The organism is Lichenicoccus roseus, assembly GCF_005844085.1.
Lineage (GTDB): Bacteria > Pseudomonadota > Alphaproteobacteria > Acetobacterales > Acetobacteraceae > Lichenicoccus > Lichenicoccus roseus.
Genome location: NZ_VCDI01000010.1, coordinates 1 through 14,572, shown reverse-complemented (window position 1 = coordinate 14,572; position 14,572 = coordinate 1). Strand labels below are relative to the sequence as shown.

Genomic DNA, 14,572 nt, shown 5'->3' with positions numbered 1-14,572 from the left:
CCAGGTTGAGCCGCCGCCAGCGGCCGTTTCGGGGCGGCGCTCTCAGCGTGGTTCCGGCAGCGCCTGCCCGGCCTGCGCCAGCTGCCCGGCCGAGGCGCGGAAGCCGCCGAGGACCACCTCGTGGCCGCTGCGCACGACGACGGTCACGCCGCTGCCGGGCCGCACCCGCACCTGGGGTCGCAACTCGTCCACCGGCTCCGAGCCTGGCGCCTGCACCGCCAGCACCAGGAAGCCGTGCGCGGCCTGCTGCTCGATCTCCGCCACCGTGAGGCCCGCGAACGCGCTGCCGGGCTCGGCGATCACCATCTCCAGTTCCAGCCCGAGCTTGCGCAGGCTGGCTGACGCCTCGCGCTCCGAATTGCGGATCGACTTGCTCAGGGTCGGAAACATGATGATCTCGGCGATGCGCTCGGCACCGATCGCGGTAGGCAGCACCACCCGGTTGGCGCCGGCCTGCAGCAGCTTGCTCTCGGTGGCCGGCGCCTCGCCGCGCGCGATGATCACCAGGCTGGCGTTCAGGCTGCGCGCGGTGAGGGTGATGAACACGTTGGCCGCATCGTCGGGCAGCACGGTCGCCAGCGCATGCGCGCGATCGATCCCCGCCAGCCGCAGCGTCTCCTCCTCGGTCGCGTCGCCGACCAGGCTGAGATGGCCCTGCGCCTGTGCCTGCGCATGGCGGGCCTCGCTGCGCTCCAGGATCACCAGGCGCTGACCGCCTGCCTTGAGCTCGTTCGCCAGCATGCTGCCGATCCGTCCGAAACCGCAGACGATGACATGGCCGCGCAGCTCGTCGATCTGCGATTTCATCCGCCGCCCTCCGAGAATCTCGTTGATCTGATTGAAGGTAATGAACTGCACCAGCGCGCCGGTGACGAAGATGGTGCCCGAGCAGCCGAGCACGATAAGGCTCATGGTGACGAAGCGCAGTTGCTCGGTGTCGATCGGCCGGACCTCGCCGTAGCCGACCGTGAACACCGTCAGGATGGTGAAATAGAGCGCGTCGCTGAACGACCAGCCATGCAGCATGTAGGCAGCGATGGCGGCGGCGCTGACCAGCAGCACGAAGGCGATGCCGCCGACAAGGTTGCGCAACGGAGCCGAAACGGTGTTCCTCACCGGTGGCGGCCGATGCCGCGGAGGCTTTCATGCCGAAGCCCAGCCTCGCCTGGCTTCCGCAAGCCGGCGAATTCAACATGCGCCTGAAACATCTGCAGGACGCCGCGGCCGGCATCCCCGGACCGGAATGCTGGACGGCATTGGTGGCGCTTGCCAGGCTGCGGCTCGACTTCCTCCGCACCGACCGCCTCGACGTGGTGCTGCAGGCCGCGTTCCAGGCGCCGCCGCAACCCTCTCCGAGCCGTCAGGTGCGGCTTGCCTTGCTCGGATCCTCGACGACCGCGCATCTGCCGGCATCGATCCGTGTCGCCGGACTGCGTCGCAACATCCATGTCAGCATCCATGAGGGCGAGTATGGCCAGTATCTGCAGGAACTGGGCGACGTAAACTCGGCCCTGCATCGATTCGGGCCCGACACGGTCCTGCTGGCGCTCGATGCACGGCACGTGACCGCCGGCCTCGCCGCCGGCGCGGATGCCGCCTCGGCGCGCCAGGCCCTGCAGGCGATCGTCGCGACCATGCGGTCGTGCTGGCGCCTGGCGGCGGATCTCGGCGCGCAGGTGATCCAGCAGGCGATCCTGCCGGTGCTGCCCGGCGTGGCCGGCAACAACGAGCAGCGCATGGCGGGATCGAAGGCAGCCATGATCGTGCGGCTGAATGCGGCGCTGCGCGAGGCGGCCGATGCGGACGGCGTGCAGGTGCTGGCGATCGACGAGGCGGCGGCGCGCGACGGGATCGGCGAGTGGCACGACCCGGCGCTGTGGCATCGCACCAGGCAGGAAATCTCCCCGGTGGCGACGCCGGTCTACGGCGATCTGGTCGGACGCCTGCTGGCCGCCCTGCAGGGACGTTCCGCCAAGTGCCTGGTGCTCGATCTCGACAACACGCTGTGGGGCGGCGTGGCCGGCGATGACGGCATCGAGGGGATCGAGCTCGGCCATGGTTCGGCCGCCGGCGAAGCGCATCTCGCCGTGCAGTGCTACGCCAAGGCGCTGGCCGAGCGCGGCGTGATCCTGGCAGTCTGCTCGAAGAACGACGAGACGGTCGCGCGTGCGGTTTTCGACCATCATCCCGAGATGCTGCTGCGGCGCTCGGACATCGCCGCCTTCGTCGCCAACTGGGACGACAAGGCGACCAACCTGCAGCGTATCGCGACCACGTTGAACATCGGTGTCGACAGCCTGGTGCTGCTCGACGACAGCGCCTTCGAGCGCGACCTGGTGCGGGCGGCGCTGCCCGACGTCGCAGTGCCGGAGGTGCCGGACGACGAGCCCGCCCTGATGCCGGGGGTGCTGGCCGATGCGGGGTATTTCGAGACCGTCTCGGTGACCGCGGAGGATCGCGCGCGCGTTGCGCAGTATTCGGCCGATCGCGCGCGCATCGCCGAGGCGGGCGCCGCCGCCGACGTGCCGGCCTACCTGGCCTCGCTCGGCATGACGCTGACCTGGCGCCGCTTCGAGCCGGTCGGGCTGCAGCGGATCGTGCAACTCGTCAACAAGACCAACCAGTTCAACCTGACCACCCGGCGCACGACGACTTCCGGGATCCAGGCGCTGATCGACGATCCGCACGCATTCGGACTGCAGTTCCGGCTCGCCGACCGGCACGGCGAGTGCGGCATCATCGCGGTGGCGATCTGCCGGCTGCAGGGGGACGGTGTGGCCGTGGTCGAGAACTGGCTGATGTCGTGCCGGGTGCTCGGCCGGAATGTCGAGCAGGCGACGCTCGCCGTGATCGTCGCGCAGGCGAAGGCGTCCGGTGCGCAGGTGCTGGCGGGCGACTACATCCCGAGCGGACGCAATGCCATGGTCTCGACCCTGTATGGCCGGCTCGGCTTTACCGTCGGCACGCCGGCGGCGGATGGCGGCCACCGCGCGATGCTGGATCTGCGCGACTTTGCGGTGCCGGACGCCGCCATCGCAATCGTCGAAGGAGCATGAGCATGACCGACGCCGACATCCAGGCCGGCCTGACCGCGGTGTTCCACGAGGTGTTCGGCGATGACAGCCTGGTGCTGCGCCCGGAGACTTCCGCCGAGACGGTGTCGGGGTGGAACTCGATCCGGATGGTGAGCATCATTCTCGCCACCGAGCAGCAGTTCGGCATCCGCCTCCGTTCGCGCGAGGTGGACAAGCTTCGCAATGTAGGCGATCTCGCAGGACTGGTCAGGATCAAGACCCTTGCGCTGCAAGGCTGAGGGGCATGGCTGAGCCGGATTGGCGAGAGGGACCGGATGAGCGCAGCGTTGCAACAGGCGGCTGACGAGCAGGAGCCGATGCACGAGCTGGCGCGTGGCGCGCGACAGGCCGCCCGTGTGCTGGCGCAATCCGGCCGCACGATGCGTGATGCGGCGCTGCGGGCGGCCGCCGCCAGCCTGCGGGCGTCCGCCGAGGCGATCCTTGCAGCCAACCTCCGCGATCTCGACGCCTCCAGCGCCGGAAGCGCATTCCGCGACCGGCTGACGTTGACGCCACAGCGCATCGAGGCGATGGCCGCGGGCCTCGAGACCGTTGCCGACCTGCCGGACCCGGTCGGACGGGTGCTGGCCGAATGGGACCGTCCCAACGGCCTGCGCCTGCGGCGGGTGGCCACCCCGATCGGCGTCATCGGCATGATCTACGAGAGCCGTCCGAATGTCGGCGCCGACGCCGCCGGCCTGTGCCTGAAATCGGGCAACGCGGTTCTTCTGCGTGGCGGCTCCGAGAGCCTGCACAGCGCGCGCGCCATCCAGGATGCGATGCAGGACGGGCTGCGCGCGGCGGGCCTGCCGGCGGCGGCGGTGCAGATGGCGCCGGACGCCGATCGCCGCCACGTCGCCGCCATGCTGTCGGCCGCCGGGCTGATCGACCTGATCATTCCGCGCGGTGGCAGATCGCTGGTCGAGCGGGTGCAGCGCGAGGCGCGGGTGCCGGTGCTGTCGCACGCCGAAGGCCTTTGCCACACCTATGTCGACGGCTCCGCCGATCCCGCCATGGCGCTCGCCATCCTGGCCAACGCCAAGATGCGCCGCACCGGCATCTGCGGCGCCACCGAGACGCTGCTGATCGACCGCAGCATCGCCGACGCCCAGTTGCCTGGCCTGATCGACGGCCTGCGTGCCCTCGGTTGCGGCTTCCGGGCCGATGCGGCGGCGCGCGTCATCGTGCCAGACCTGCCGCCGGCGGATGCGGACAGCTTCGATACCGAGTGGCTGGATGCGGTGCTATCGGTCGCGGTGGTCGATGGCGTGGAGGGAGCGCTCGCCCATATCGCCAGGCACTCGAGTTCCCACACCGAGGCGATCGTCGCCGAGGACGCGGCGGTTGCGCGCCGGTTCCTGGACGGTACCGACAGCGCCGTGGTGATGTGGAACGCATCGACGCAGTTCTGCGACGGCGGCGAGTTCGGCTTCGGCGCCGAGATCGGGGTCGCCACCGGCCGGCTGCATGCGCGCGGGCCGGTTGGGCTGGAACAGCTCACCAGCTTCCGCACCGAGGTGATCGGCACCGGCCAGACCAGGCCGGACTGACCGGATCACGCTGGCCATCCCGGCAGACCGGCACACATTCCCGATGCCATCCCGCACGCTGCCGCCAGCAGTCCGGCTGCCGCCCGGCGGCGACAAGCGGCGCATGCGCGTCGGCCTGCTCGGCGGGTCGTTCAACCCGGCCCATGCGGGGCACCTGCAGCTGGCACAGCGCGCCCTGCGGCAGCTGCGGCTGGACCAGGTCTGGCTGCTGGTCTCGCCCGGCAATCCGCTCAAGCCGGTGACCGGCATGGCGCCGCTCGATCGCCGGCTGGCCGGCGCGCAGGCGCTCACCCGGGACCGGCGCATCGTCGCCACCGACATCGAGCGGCACCTGGGCACGCGCTACACCGTCGACACCCTGCGCAAGCTGCGCCGGCGGTTCCCGCTGGTGCAGTTCGTATGGCTGATGGGTGCCGACGTCTTCGCAGAACTGCCGCGCTGGCGGCGCTGGACGCGCCTAGGACGCTCGGTGCCGTTTGCCGTGCTGCCGCGGCCATCGTACAACCAGCGCGCGTTGGCGGGACAGGCGGCGTTGCGCTGGCGACACGCGAGGCGGCCGGCGAGGGAAGCGGTCATGCTGCCGGCGTGTTCGGCGCCAAGCTGGATCTTCCTGCCGGCACCGCAGAACGATATATCGGCAACGGCCCTGCGCGCCGCCGTCGGTCGCAGCCGGGCGACTGCCTGAGCGCCCGCCTTCTCACCACCGGACATGGTCGAGTGCGATCATGCTTCGGCCACACCGCCGACCCAGCCTGCACTTGCCGGGCGACAGGAGAGTCCATCATCGCCAGGAAGCCCCCCGCCGATCCCGGCAAACCGTCCCGCGCCACCGGTGCCGACAGCAAGCCGCGTCCGAGAGCGGCCGCCCCGACCCTGACTGCGCTTGCGGAGGCGGCGCGCGCGCCCGGCACGCCGCGCAAGAAGGCGGCCGCGGCCGGACCGAAGCGTCATGTCGCGCGCACCGCCCCGGCCGAGCCGGAGCTGCTTGATCGCTGGACCGGGATCATCACCGAGAGCCTCGAGGCCGACAAGGCAGAGGAGATCGTGGTGCTCAACCTGACCGGCCGCGCCGCCTTCGCCGATCGCATGGTGATCGCGACCGGGCTCGCCGATCGTCAGATCAGCGCGATGGCAACGCATCTCGAGGAAAAGCTGGGCGAGGCCGGGTTGAAGCGGGTGCTGATCGAGGGCGCCGGCGGGTCGGACTGGGTGCTGATCGATGCCGGCGACATCATAGTGCATCTGTTCAAGCGCGAGGCCCGCGCATTGTATGCGCTGGAGCGCATGTGGGGCGCCGACCTGGACGAGCGCGACGGCGATCCGGGCGAGGTGACCCAGGTCTGACCGCGCGGCCCGACGCGGGTTCGCTGCCGCATGCGGCTGATCGCGATCGGGCGGGCGCGCAAGGGGCCGGAGCAGGAGCTGTTCGAGCGCTATGCGAAGCGGCTGCGTCCGGCGCTGGACCTGACCGAGCTGGCCGACGGCCATGGCGCCCCGGCCGAGATCAAGCGACGCGAGGCGAAGGCCCTGCTGGGCAGCCTGCCGGCCGATGCCTGGGTGGTGGCGCTCGACCAGGCCGGCGAGCAGCCGGACAGCCTCAGGCTGGCGACGTTGCTGGAGTCATGGCTCGGCCTGTCACGCCCGGTCTGCTTCGTCATCGGCGGTGCCGAGGGGCTGGATGAAGAGGTCATCAGGCGCGCCGACCGCACCCTGTCGCTGGGCACCCTGACCTGGCCGCACATGCTGGCCCGGGCCATGCTGGCGGAGCAGCTCTACCGTGCCCGCGCGATTGCCGCAGGCCATCCCTACCACCGGGCGGGGCGACCGTGAGGCCCGGCCAGGCTCAGCGCAGGCTGCGGTTGGGAGCGTCGTCGCCGAGCAGGCTGGTAGTGGAGAATTCCGGCGTGAGCGCGGGCGCTTCGGCCACTTCGGTGCCAGAGGCGTGCGTGACGGGGCGGAAGGCGGACGCCACGCGCGTCGGCGTGTCGCTGCGCGCGGTGATGATCTCGCCGCTGCTGTCGGGCCGCGGATAGATGAAGCCGAAGGTCGGGTAGATGCTGCCGAATGTCCCGCGATGGCCGATCTCGACGCGCACCGCGCTCCAGTCGTTGCTCGGCGACACGTCGATCACCGACACGTCCCGGCTGATGCCGTTGGCGTTCCAGTGCGACTGGTCGATCTGGATCGTCCGGCTGTCGACGATGCTGGTGACCAGCGCGACATGGCCCAGCCTCATGCGGCTGATGGCGCGGAAGTTCAGCACGCTACCGACTTCCGGCGCGGTGCCGCGGGCATAGACGCCCTTGGCCTTCTCCCACCAGTTCACCGCGTTGCCGTGCAGGGCGATATCGGAGGCTGCCTGCACGAAGGCGACACACTGGATCACGTGCGGCGTTGCGCCGGCATAATGCCGGCCACCGCCATGATGGTGGCGCGCGTGCGCCAACGCCGAGGTACCGAAGCAGGAGGCGGCGGTCACGGCGACCATCAAGCCAAGCATCCCCGTGAACCCGATCTGCCGCACAGACTGCCGCATTTCCACCCTAGCCTCACTGTCCCGTGAAGGGCAGCTAGCAAGGGCGATGCAACCCTGACAAGACGAAGAAGCCTGTCCGTCCCGGCTTCGGTCGAAATAAACAGAAAACTCGTCTCAACAGGCGGGATTCAAGGACTATGTTCCTGTCTCGCCCGTTGTGCTCATGCAATTGCAACGAATAGCCGAGGACGCCGCGACGATTCCAGCCGCGGCGTCGCCGACATCGAAAAGATGCGCGCGGCTGTTGCAGGTTTGCAACGGTTGTTGCAACAAGTCGGCTACGTTCCGACCGGCTTCATTTCGTGGTCGTCAGCATGATCTCCACCAGGATGCGCGGGTCGGCGAGCACTGCCTGCACGCAGGCGCGGGCGGGAGCGCCATCCTGCGGCAGCCATGCCGACCAGATCTCATTGAGCACGTCGCGGTCGCCGATGTCCTTGAGCCAGATCAAGGCCTGCAGCAGTCGCGTGTTGTCGGTGCCATGCGTCTCGAGCATCTCGTCGAGCTGCGCCAGGATATCGCGTGTCTGCGCCGCGACGTCGCCGGACAGGTCGCGTGCGACCACGCCCTGCGTGAAGATGAAGCCGTGATACTCGACCACCTTCGAAAGGATGGCGTTCGGCCCGGTGCGTAGGATCTTGCTCATGTCGTGAACTCCCTTGTCGGCCCCGTGGAGGTGCCCGCTGCTGTCTGATCAGAGGGGCCGGTCGTGGTCAACGCGGATCACACCAGTGACGCGAACAGCTCCAGCCTTCCGGCGGTGTCGAAATCCTCCAGCACGCCGGCATCGTCGACGTCCAGTTCGATCAGCCGGGCGGCATGCTTCCGCAGCAGCGACCGGGCGCCCTGGTCGCCGGTCAGGCCGAGCAGGGACGCAAACAGCACCCGCCGCCACAGTACCGGATTGCCGCGCCTGCCCTCATGGCGCGGCGCCAGCGCCACCGCAGCCGGCGCATCGGCCAGCGCCGTGATCATCCGGTCCAGGGTCTGTGGACGCAGCAGCGGCATGTCGCCGAGGCAGACCGCGACCGCCGCCGCGGATGTCTCTCTGATCGTGGCGATGCCGGTGCGCAGGCTGGCCGCCATGCCTTCGGCGTGGTCCTCGCACAGGACGATGCGAAGCCGGTCGCCGGCCTGCAGTCGTGCCTCGTCGAGCGCGCTGCCGACGGCCGCGGCCTGGTGGCCGAGCACCACGACCACCGTGTCCGCCCGGCTGTCCAGCACCGCCCGCACGCTGCAGTCGATCATCCGGCGGCCGTCACGGTTGCGGGCGAGCAGCTTGTTGACGCCACCGTCGTTGGATGCCCGGCGGCCATGTCCGGCTGCGAGCACGATAGCCGCTGTCGGCAGATCGCCGGTCAGGGTGCCGGCAACCGCGTGCCGAGAGCCGCCCCGCGCCGCACCGCGACCAGCTCCGACACGATAGACAGCGCGATCTCCTGCGGGCCGACGGCGCCGATGGCGAGGCCTACCGGTCCATGCAGGCGAGCGATCGCAGCCTCCCCGTGGCCCATCGCGCGCAGCCGTTCCCGACGCGCCGCCTGCGTCTTTCGCGAGCCCAGCGCGCCGACATAGAAGGCCTCGCTCGCCAGCGCCGCATCCAGCGCCGGGTCGTCGAGCCGCGCCTCGTGGCTGAGCGTCACCACCGCGGTACGGCTGTCGATACCGAGCGTCGCCAGCGCCTCGTCCGGCCATGACCGCAGCAGCGGGATGCCGGGAAAGCGCTCCTCGGTGGCGAAACCCTGGCGCGGATCGATGACCGAGACCGCCAGGCCGACCGCTCCGGCCAATGGCGCCAGCGCCTGCGCCACATGCACCGCACCGACCAGAAGCAGGCGTGGCGCCGGCAGATGCACCTGCAGGAACCACTCCTCGTCAGCCAGCATGACGGTCCCGCTCCGATCGGTGCGGACCGCGGTTCGCGCCGCGTCCAGCAGCCGCGGATCCATCTCGACCATGCCCCGGCCAACCGGCTCGACCAGCAGATGCTGGCTTCCATCGGCGAGCCGCGTGGCCAGCACCGCCGGGCGCCGATGCGCGCGGGCCTCGATCAGCGCACCGAGCAGAGCCGGAGTCATGCCAGCTGCAGTGCTTCCACGAACACCTTGATGGTTCCGCCGCATGCCAGGCCGACCGACCAGGCGCTGCCGTCGCTGACCGCGAACGAAAGCCGGCGCGGCGCGCCGTCTGCGATGGCGTCCTGCGCGGCCTGCACCACCGCCGCCTCGACGCAGCCGCCGCTCACCGATCCCTCGATCCGGCCGCTGCCGGAGACCGCCATCATGCTGCCGACCGGGCAGGGCGCGCTGCCCCAGGTCTCGGTCACCGTCGCAAGCGCCACCGCATCGCCGCCGGCATGCCAGCGCATCGCATAGGCCAGCGCGTCATCCGGGGCTGCGGCCGAAGCCGCCCTGGTTCCGGCGGCGAAGGCAGGCTCTATCCCGGAAGACATCAGAACACCCCCACCATGAAGAGCAGCACCAGGACGAACAGAACGCCGCCGATGGCCGCAGGGTTGGCGATCGCCGCCCAGGCCGCACTCGCCGCCTCGGTACTCGCCGTAGCCTCGGCGGTCATGCGGGAGGTCGGCTGCGTGCCTGGCTCGGTAGCCGCCTGCACCGCGCTTGCAATCCCGCCGGCGCCGATCTCGGCAGGCCCGGCTGCCTGCTGCACGAAGCGGTCGAGGGCCTGCTGGACCCGGGCCTGCAGGTTCTGCTCGCGAATGCCCGCCGTCGCCGACGGATCGGCGTCGTCCGGTTCGGCCAGCGAGATCTCGTAGCTCAGGCGCGTGTACACGCCCTGCTCGGCGAGCCGGATCAGCAGCATCTGGCTGGCCGCGGCACCCGGATCGAGGCGCCATCCCAGGGCATCGAATGGCTGATTGATGGTGCGCTGCGCACGCAATACCCGGTCGCCGAGCCCGGCACCGCGTCCTGAAAGAACAAGGTTGTCGCCGTCCGCCGCGACGGCGAGACCCGGTACGCAATCCTGCAGCACGCCTGCGTCCAGCAGCGCTTTCCAGACCCGCTCGCGCGGCGCCGGCACCTGCCGCTCTCCCGTGATGTGCATGGGTCGATTTTCTCCCTGCGGCCGGGCACGCCGATACCCCGGGCCTCGACCACCGCGGCCGATGATCTAAGCTAGCATGCAGGCTTCTTAAAGAGATCGACCTGTCATGGCATCGAACCCGTCGCCCGACCCCGCCGGCCACACGCTGCCGGAGGGTCTCGATATCCTCCCGGTGACGCCGTTCCAGCAGAACTGCTCGATCCTTTTCGATCCCGCAACCCGGCGTGGCGTGGTGATCGATCCCGGCGGCGATGTCGAGCGCATCGTCGACAGGCTCGGCGCGCTCGGCGTCGCCGTGGAGGCAATCCTGCTGACGCATGGGCACCTGGACCATGCCGGCGGCGTCGAGGCATTGCGTCGCGCGCTGCCGCCGACCCCAGACGGCCAGCCGGTTCAGGTCGTCGGTCCGGACCGCCGGGACGAGTTCCTGCTCTCCAACATCAGCCGGCAGGCGGCGGCCTACGGTGTAGACGGTCTGCACGATGCGTTCCCGGACCGCTGGCTGACGGGCGGCGATACCCTCGACCTTGCCGGCCGCAGGCTCGAGGTGCTGTTCGTTCCCGGCCATACGCCCGGTCACGTCGCCTTCTTCGACCGCGACGGAGGGGTGCTGATCGCCGGCGATACCCTGTTCGCTGGCTCGGTCGGGCGCACCGACCTGCCGCAGGGCGACGGCCCGCTGCTGGTCCGGTCGATCCGCGACACGCTGTTCCCCCTGGGCGACGAGGTCAGGGTATTCCCCGGCCATGGTCCAGCGACGCGCATCGGTGATGAACGACGGAGCAACCCGTTCCTGCGCTGAGCGCTTCGGCCTGGCGATGCTTCATGCAGTTCCGCCAATCCTGATCGGCAGCGAGATCTACCGGCACTCCTCGTTCGGGCCCCGGCATCCGCTGGCGGTGCCACGGGTGAGTGTCGCCCTCGACCTGATCCGGGCGATGGGCTGGCTGGACGAGGCGCACTACCGTACGGCCCCGATTGCCGAGCGCGGTCAGGTGCTGCGTTATCACCGGGCGGACTATGTCGAGGCCTTGTTCCAGGCCGAGCGCGACCAGGCGGTCAGCCCGGAGACGCAGGCCCGCTACCGCATCGGCGTCGGCGACAATCCGGTCTATCCGGAAATGTACCGCCGTTCGATGACCGGAGCCGGCGGCCTCATGCTTGCCGCGCGCCTGACCGGGACCGGCGAGACCGGGGTCGCGCACTGCCTCGGTGGCGGCACCCATCATGGCCGTCCGGACCGCGCGTCGGGCTTCTGCTACCTGAACGACGTGGTCCTGGCGCTGATGGTCTGGCAGGAACTTGGCCTGCGCCGGATCGCCTACGTCGACATCGACGCCCATCATGGCGACGGCGTGCAGGACGCCTTCGACGATGACGACGATGTGCTCACCCTGAGCATTCACGAGGCAATGCGCTGGCCGCTGCGACGCATCGCTGATGGTGGAGAGCTGCGTGGCAGCGGTCTTGCCGGCGACCGGGCGGGAGGTGCGGCGCGCAATTTCCCGGTCCCGGCGGGGCTCAACGACACCGAGATGCGGACGCTGTTCGATCGGGCAATCCTGCCCCTGGTGCAGGCGCATCGGCCCCAGGCGATCTTCCTGCAATGCGGCGCCGACGCCCTCGAGGAGGATCCGCTCTCACGGCTGGCGTTGTCCAACAACGCGCATGTCGGGATCGCCACCCGGCTGCTCGACCTCGCGGAGGGGCTCGGCATTCCGCTGATCGTCAGCGGCGGCGGCGGCTATAATCCCTACAGCGTCGGTCGCTGCTGGGCCTGCGTCTGGGCGGCACTGAACCGGATAGACAGTCATGGGATGGCGACGCCGGCCGCGGAGTCGGTCTTGGGTGCGCTGCATTATCCGCGCGCGGCAGGGCGCAATCCGCCGCTGCACTGGCTGACCACCTTGCGCGATGCACCGCGCGAGGGTCCTGTGCGCGAGGCGGTGCTGGACTGCGCCGCCCAGGCATTAGAGATACAAGCTGCGGAACTAATGGGGCTTGCCGTGATGACGACCGGGGGACGCTGATCGATGCGACGGGCTGGCTTGTTGACCTTTCTGTTGCTTGGCATTCTTGCCGCTGTCGAGGCTCGGGCACACGCGCAGGATGCCGACACCAGCGAACCGCGCCAGGCGCAGCCGGAACTGCAGAAGCAGCCGCTGACCATCATCTCGCGCGGCGGCGCGCGCCACGATTTCTCCGTCGAGCTGGCGCGCACGCCGCGCGAGCAGCAGGTCGGGCTGATGTACCGGACCTCGATCCCGCCGAACGGCGGCATGCTGTTCATCTGGCCGGCGCCGCAACCGAGTGCCATGTGGATGGAGAACTGCCCTGTCCCGGAAGACATGGTGTTCGTCAATCCAGATGGCACGATCCGGACCATCGCCGAGAACACGGTGCCGGAAAGCCTGGCACAGATCTCGAGCAACGGTCCGGTGCTCGCGACGGTCGAACTACAGGGCGGCATTACCGCCAAACTGGGTATCCGGGTCGGCGACCGGATCGAGAACAAGGCGTTCGGCCAGGCCTCGAAAGGCTGACCGAACGTCGTAGAGGGCTTGTTACCGCGCGCCCTTGCCGTCGCCGTCACGGATCTCGCCGGTCGGCTCCTGGACATGCGCTTCCAGGAACCAGAGCTGCTTGTCGATGCCGCGGGAGACCTCGGTGAAAAGGTCGGCAGTATCGGCGTCGCCGGCCTCGTCGGTCTCGTCGATGCTTTCGCGGATCGTGTTGCCGAAGGCGGCGTAGCGGTCGATCAACGCCGCGAGGTGATCGGCAATCCGGTAGATATCCGTCGGATACGCCTCGAGCTTGCTGTTCCGGGTGATGTCCTGCGTGGTGCCGTAGGCCGTGCCACCGAGTGCGGTGATCCGCTCCGCCATCTTGTCGTTCCAGTCATCCTGGTCGGTGCGGAAGCCATCCAGCATCTCGTGGACGCCGATGAACTGCGGTCCCTTCAGGTTCCAGTGTGCCTGCTTGGTGATCAGCGCCAGGTCGAGACCGTCGGCAAGGCGATGGTTCAGCAGCGAGATGGAGACGTTGCGGGCGTTGGATTCGATGTTGTTGCGGGTCGGATGCAGGCGGGGCTTTACCAGCTTGGGCTTGTCGTCGGCGGCCATGAGCGGCGTCCTTGTGAGGTTGCCGTCGCAGAACGCGATCGCACGGGCGTCGTTGCGTGGCGTTCGCGGCTTCCGGCCTGGCCTCGTAGTGGGTAGCCTGCCGGCCGTAACGATCAAGGCGGCAGCGTGATGGCGATCCTGGTAACCGGCTGTGCCGGCTTCGTCGGCGCGCATGTGACCAAGGCCCTGATCGACCGTGGCGAGCGTGTCGTCGGGCTGGATAATCTCGACCCGTATTACGATGTGCGCCTCAAGCAGGCGCGGCTCGAGCGGCTGTGCGCGCACGACCGGTTTCGTTTCGAGCGGCTGGACCTTACCGATCGCGAGGCGCTTGCAGGCCTGCTGGACCGCGAGGCCGACATTGCCGGGATCGTCCATCTGGCGGCCCAGGCCGGAGTGCGTCACTCGCTGGTCGATCCGTATGCCTATGTGCAGGCCAACGTGCTTGGACAGGTCACGCTGCTGGAAGCGGCCCGGCGGCTGCGTCGCCTCGACCACCTCGTCTATGCCTCCTCATCCTCGGTGTACGGGCTCAACGAGCACTTGCCGTTTCGAGAGAGCGAGCGGGTCGATCGCCCGGGCTCGCTCTATGCGGCAACCAAGCGTTCGGCCGAGCTGATCTCGCACGCGTACGGGCATCTGTTCGGCCTGCCGCAAACAGGTCTGCGCTTCTTCACCGTGTATGGCCCGTGGGGGCGCCCGGACATGGCGTACTACACCTTCGCGAAGGCGATTCTCGATGGGACCGAGATCACCCTCTACGAGGGGGAGGGGCTCGCGCGCGACTTCACCTACGTCGATGACGTGGTGGACGGTGTGTTGCGCGTACTTGACCATCCGCCGGCCGGGGGCGACGCCCCGGGGCGGACCTTCAACCTCGGCAACGACCGGCCGGAGCCGGTGGCGCTGCTGGTGTCCCTGCTGGAGCAGGCGCTCGGCCGCGTCGCGCGTGTCCGCCGGATTCCGCGACCGGCCACCGATATCGAGGCAACCTGGGCCTCGGTGGACGCCGTCGAGACGTTGACCGGATGGCGACCCAGCACCCGGCTGCAGGACGGCATTCCGCGTTTCGTCGACTGGTTCCGGAGCTACGCCACCGCCGGCTGAGGGGTCACGGAGGCGGCCGCGACCACGGCGAAAACCACGCCGGTTCATTTTCCGTGTTGACCGTGTGGGGTAACGGGCCTAAATCCCCGCTCACCGCGGCGGTCTGGCGAAAAG

At 69.3% G+C, this 14,572-nt stretch carries 18 protein-coding genes; 10 read left to right on the top strand and 8 right to left on the bottom strand.

The window, feature by feature from the left end:
- Positions 1-42 precede the first annotated feature (42 nt).
- Positions 43-1,116: a potassium channel family protein gene (locus FE263_RS19635; RefSeq protein WP_138327744.1), complete on the bottom strand. Its 1,074-nt coding sequence runs from the start codon at positions 1,114-1,116 to the stop codon at positions 43-45.
- Positions 1,117-1,145: 29 nt separating this feature from the next.
- Between FE263_RS19635 and FE263_RS19630 the strand changes: the two genes are divergently transcribed.
- The 6 genes from FE263_RS19630 to FE263_RS19605 all read left to right on the top strand — a co-directional run bounded on the left by FE263_RS19630 (position 1,146) and on the right by FE263_RS19605 (position 6,454).
- Entirely contained in the window at positions 1,146-3,056 is a 1,911-nt protein-coding gene (locus FE263_RS19630) for an HAD-IIIC family phosphatase (RefSeq protein ID WP_138327743.1), read from the top strand.
- A 2-nt stretch (positions 3,057-3,058) separates the two neighbouring features.
- Entirely contained in the window at positions 3,059-3,313 is a 255-nt protein-coding gene (locus tag FE263_RS19625; RefSeq protein ID WP_138327742.1) for an acyl carrier protein, read from the top strand.
- A gap of 36 nt (positions 3,314-3,349) precedes the next feature.
- A complete protein-coding gene (locus tag FE263_RS19620) occupies positions 3,350-4,624 on the top strand; it encodes a glutamate-5-semialdehyde dehydrogenase (RefSeq protein WP_138327741.1) in 1,275 nt (424 codons plus the stop codon).
- A gap of 43 nt (positions 4,625-4,667) precedes the next feature.
- Positions 4,668-5,309 carry a nicotinate-nucleotide adenylyltransferase gene (locus FE263_RS19615; RefSeq protein WP_240759958.1) on the top strand — a complete coding sequence of 214 codons (642 nt, stop codon included), beginning with the start codon at positions 4,668-4,670 and terminating at the stop codon, positions 5,307-5,309.
- A gap of 188 nt (positions 5,310-5,497) precedes the next feature.
- On the top strand, positions 5,498-5,968 hold the full coding sequence (gene rsfS, locus FE263_RS19610) for a ribosome silencing factor (RefSeq protein WP_138327837.1): 471 nt from the start codon (positions 5,498-5,500) through the stop codon (positions 5,966-5,968).
- Between the two features lie 30 nt (positions 5,969-5,998).
- Entirely contained in the window at positions 5,999-6,454 is a 456-nt protein-coding gene (locus tag FE263_RS19605) for a 23S rRNA (pseudouridine(1915)-N(3))-methyltransferase RlmH (protein WP_138327740.1), read from the top strand.
- Between the two features lie 13 nt (positions 6,455-6,467).
- On the opposite strand, the gene FE263_RS19600 is transcribed toward FE263_RS19605, so the two are convergent.
- The 6 genes from FE263_RS19600 to FE263_RS19575 form a co-directional block, all read right to left on the bottom strand.
- Entirely contained in the window at positions 6,468-7,112 is a 645-nt protein-coding gene (locus FE263_RS19600; protein WP_240759983.1) for a CHAP domain-containing protein, read from the bottom strand.
- 343 nt (positions 7,113-7,455) lie between these two features.
- Positions 7,456-7,806 carry a RidA family protein gene (locus FE263_RS19595; protein ID WP_138327738.1) on the bottom strand — a complete coding sequence of 117 codons (351 nt, stop codon included), beginning with the start codon at positions 7,804-7,806 and terminating at the stop codon, positions 7,456-7,458.
- A gap of 77 nt (positions 7,807-7,883) precedes the next feature.
- Positions 7,884-8,492, bottom strand: a complete 609-nt coding sequence (locus FE263_RS22255) for a nucleotidyltransferase family protein (protein ID WP_171034230.1) — start codon at positions 8,490-8,492, stop codon at positions 7,884-7,886.
- Between the two features lie 26 nt (positions 8,493-8,518).
- Positions 8,519-9,238 (bottom strand): XdhC family protein, encoded by a 720-nt coding sequence (locus tag FE263_RS19585; RefSeq protein WP_138327736.1) that lies wholly within the window; start codon positions 9,236-9,238, stop codon positions 8,519-8,521.
- Positions 9,235-9,612, bottom strand: coding sequence for an XdhC family protein (locus FE263_RS19580; RefSeq protein ID WP_338086746.1), 378 nt, complete (start codon positions 9,610-9,612; stop codon positions 9,235-9,237). The genes FE263_RS19585 and FE263_RS19580 overlap by 4 nt, the downstream gene beginning before the upstream one ends.
- Positions 9,612-10,229, bottom strand: a complete 618-nt coding sequence (locus tag FE263_RS19575) for an SRPBCC family protein (protein ID WP_138327735.1) — start codon at positions 10,227-10,229, stop codon at positions 9,612-9,614. The genes FE263_RS19580 and FE263_RS19575 overlap by 1 nt, the downstream gene beginning before the upstream one ends.
- A gap of 106 nt (positions 10,230-10,335) precedes the next feature.
- Here FE263_RS19575 and FE263_RS19570 point away from each other — a divergent pair, with 106 nt between their 5' ends.
- Genes FE263_RS19570 through FE263_RS19560 form a run of 3 tightly spaced genes read left to right on the top strand, consistent with a single transcriptional unit; the run spans position 10,336 to position 12,772 of the window.
- Positions 10,336-11,031: an MBL fold metallo-hydrolase gene (locus FE263_RS19570; protein ID WP_138327734.1), complete on the top strand. Its 696-nt coding sequence runs from the start codon at positions 10,336-10,338 to the stop codon at positions 11,029-11,031.
- Positions 11,032-11,047: 16 nt separating this feature from the next.
- Positions 11,048-12,259: an acetoin utilization protein AcuC gene (locus FE263_RS19565; protein ID WP_138327733.1), complete on the top strand. Its 1,212-nt coding sequence runs from the start codon at positions 11,048-11,050 to the stop codon at positions 12,257-12,259.
- Between the two features lie 3 nt (positions 12,260-12,262).
- Complete coding sequence (locus tag FE263_RS19560; protein WP_138327732.1) at positions 12,263-12,772, top strand: DUF192 domain-containing protein; 510 nt, start codon at positions 12,263-12,265, stop codon at positions 12,770-12,772.
- 21 nt (positions 12,773-12,793) lie between these two features.
- Here the strand turns inward: FE263_RS19560 and dps are convergent, their stop codons facing one another.
- Positions 12,794-13,351, bottom strand: a complete 558-nt coding sequence (gene dps / locus FE263_RS19555) for a DNA starvation/stationary phase protection protein Dps (RefSeq protein WP_138327731.1) — start codon at positions 13,349-13,351, stop codon at positions 12,794-12,796.
- A gap of 129 nt (positions 13,352-13,480) precedes the next feature.
- Here dps and FE263_RS19550 point away from each other — a divergent pair, with 129 nt between their 5' ends.
- A complete protein-coding gene (locus FE263_RS19550; RefSeq protein WP_138327730.1) occupies positions 13,481-14,458 on the top strand; it encodes an NAD-dependent epimerase/dehydratase family protein in 978 nt (325 codons plus the stop codon).
- Positions 14,459-14,572: the final 114 nt, after the last annotated feature.

Bases quoted from the DNA above. Each gene is read 5' to 3' on its own strand.
- FE263_RS19630 (WP_138327743.1), top strand. From the start codon at position 1,146: ATGCCGAAGCCCAGCCTCGCCTGGCTTCCGCAAGCCGGCGAATTCAAC.
- FE263_RS19625 (WP_138327742.1), top strand. From the start codon at position 3,059: ATGACCGACGCCGACATCCAGGCCGGCCTGACCGCGGTGTTCCACGAG.
- FE263_RS19620 (WP_138327741.1), top strand. From the start codon at position 3,350: ATGAGCGCAGCGTTGCAACAGGCGGCTGACGAGCAGGAGCCGATGCAC.
- FE263_RS19615 (WP_240759958.1), top strand. From the start codon at position 4,668: ATGCCATCCCGCACGCTGCCGCCAGCAGTCCGGCTGCCGCCCGGCGGC.
- FE263_RS19605 (WP_138327740.1), top strand. From the start codon at position 5,999: ATGCGGCTGATCGCGATCGGGCGGGCGCGCAAGGGGCCGGAGCAGGAG.
- FE263_RS19600 (WP_240759983.1), bottom strand. From the start codon at position 7,112: ATGGTCGCCGTGACCGCCGCCTCCTGCTTCGGTACCTCGGCGTTGGCG.
- FE263_RS19595 (WP_138327738.1), bottom strand. From the start codon at position 7,806: ATGAGCAAGATCCTACGCACCGGGCCGAACGCCATCCTTTCGAAGGTG.
- FE263_RS19585 (WP_138327736.1), bottom strand. From the start codon at position 9,238: ATGACTCCGGCTCTGCTCGGTGCGCTGATCGAGGCCCGCGCGCATCGG.
- FE263_RS19580 (WP_338086746.1), bottom strand. From the start codon at position 9,612: ATGTCTTCCGGGATAGAGCCTGCCTTCGCCGCCGGAACCAGGGCGGCT.
- FE263_RS19575 (WP_138327735.1), bottom strand. From the start codon at position 10,229: ATGCACATCACGGGAGAGCGGCAGGTGCCGGCGCCGCGCGAGCGGGTC.
- FE263_RS19570 (WP_138327734.1), top strand. From the start codon at position 10,336: ATGGCATCGAACCCGTCGCCCGACCCCGCCGGCCACACGCTGCCGGAG.
- FE263_RS19565 (WP_138327733.1), top strand. From the start codon at position 11,048: ATGCTTCATGCAGTTCCGCCAATCCTGATCGGCAGCGAGATCTACCGG.
- FE263_RS19560 (WP_138327732.1), top strand. From the start codon at position 12,263: ATGCGACGGGCTGGCTTGTTGACCTTTCTGTTGCTTGGCATTCTTGCC.
- dps (WP_138327731.1), bottom strand. From the start codon at position 13,351: ATGGCCGCCGACGACAAGCCCAAGCTGGTAAAGCCCCGCCTGCATCCG.
- FE263_RS19550 (WP_138327730.1), top strand. From the start codon at position 13,481: ATGGCGATCCTGGTAACCGGCTGTGCCGGCTTCGTCGGCGCGCATGTG.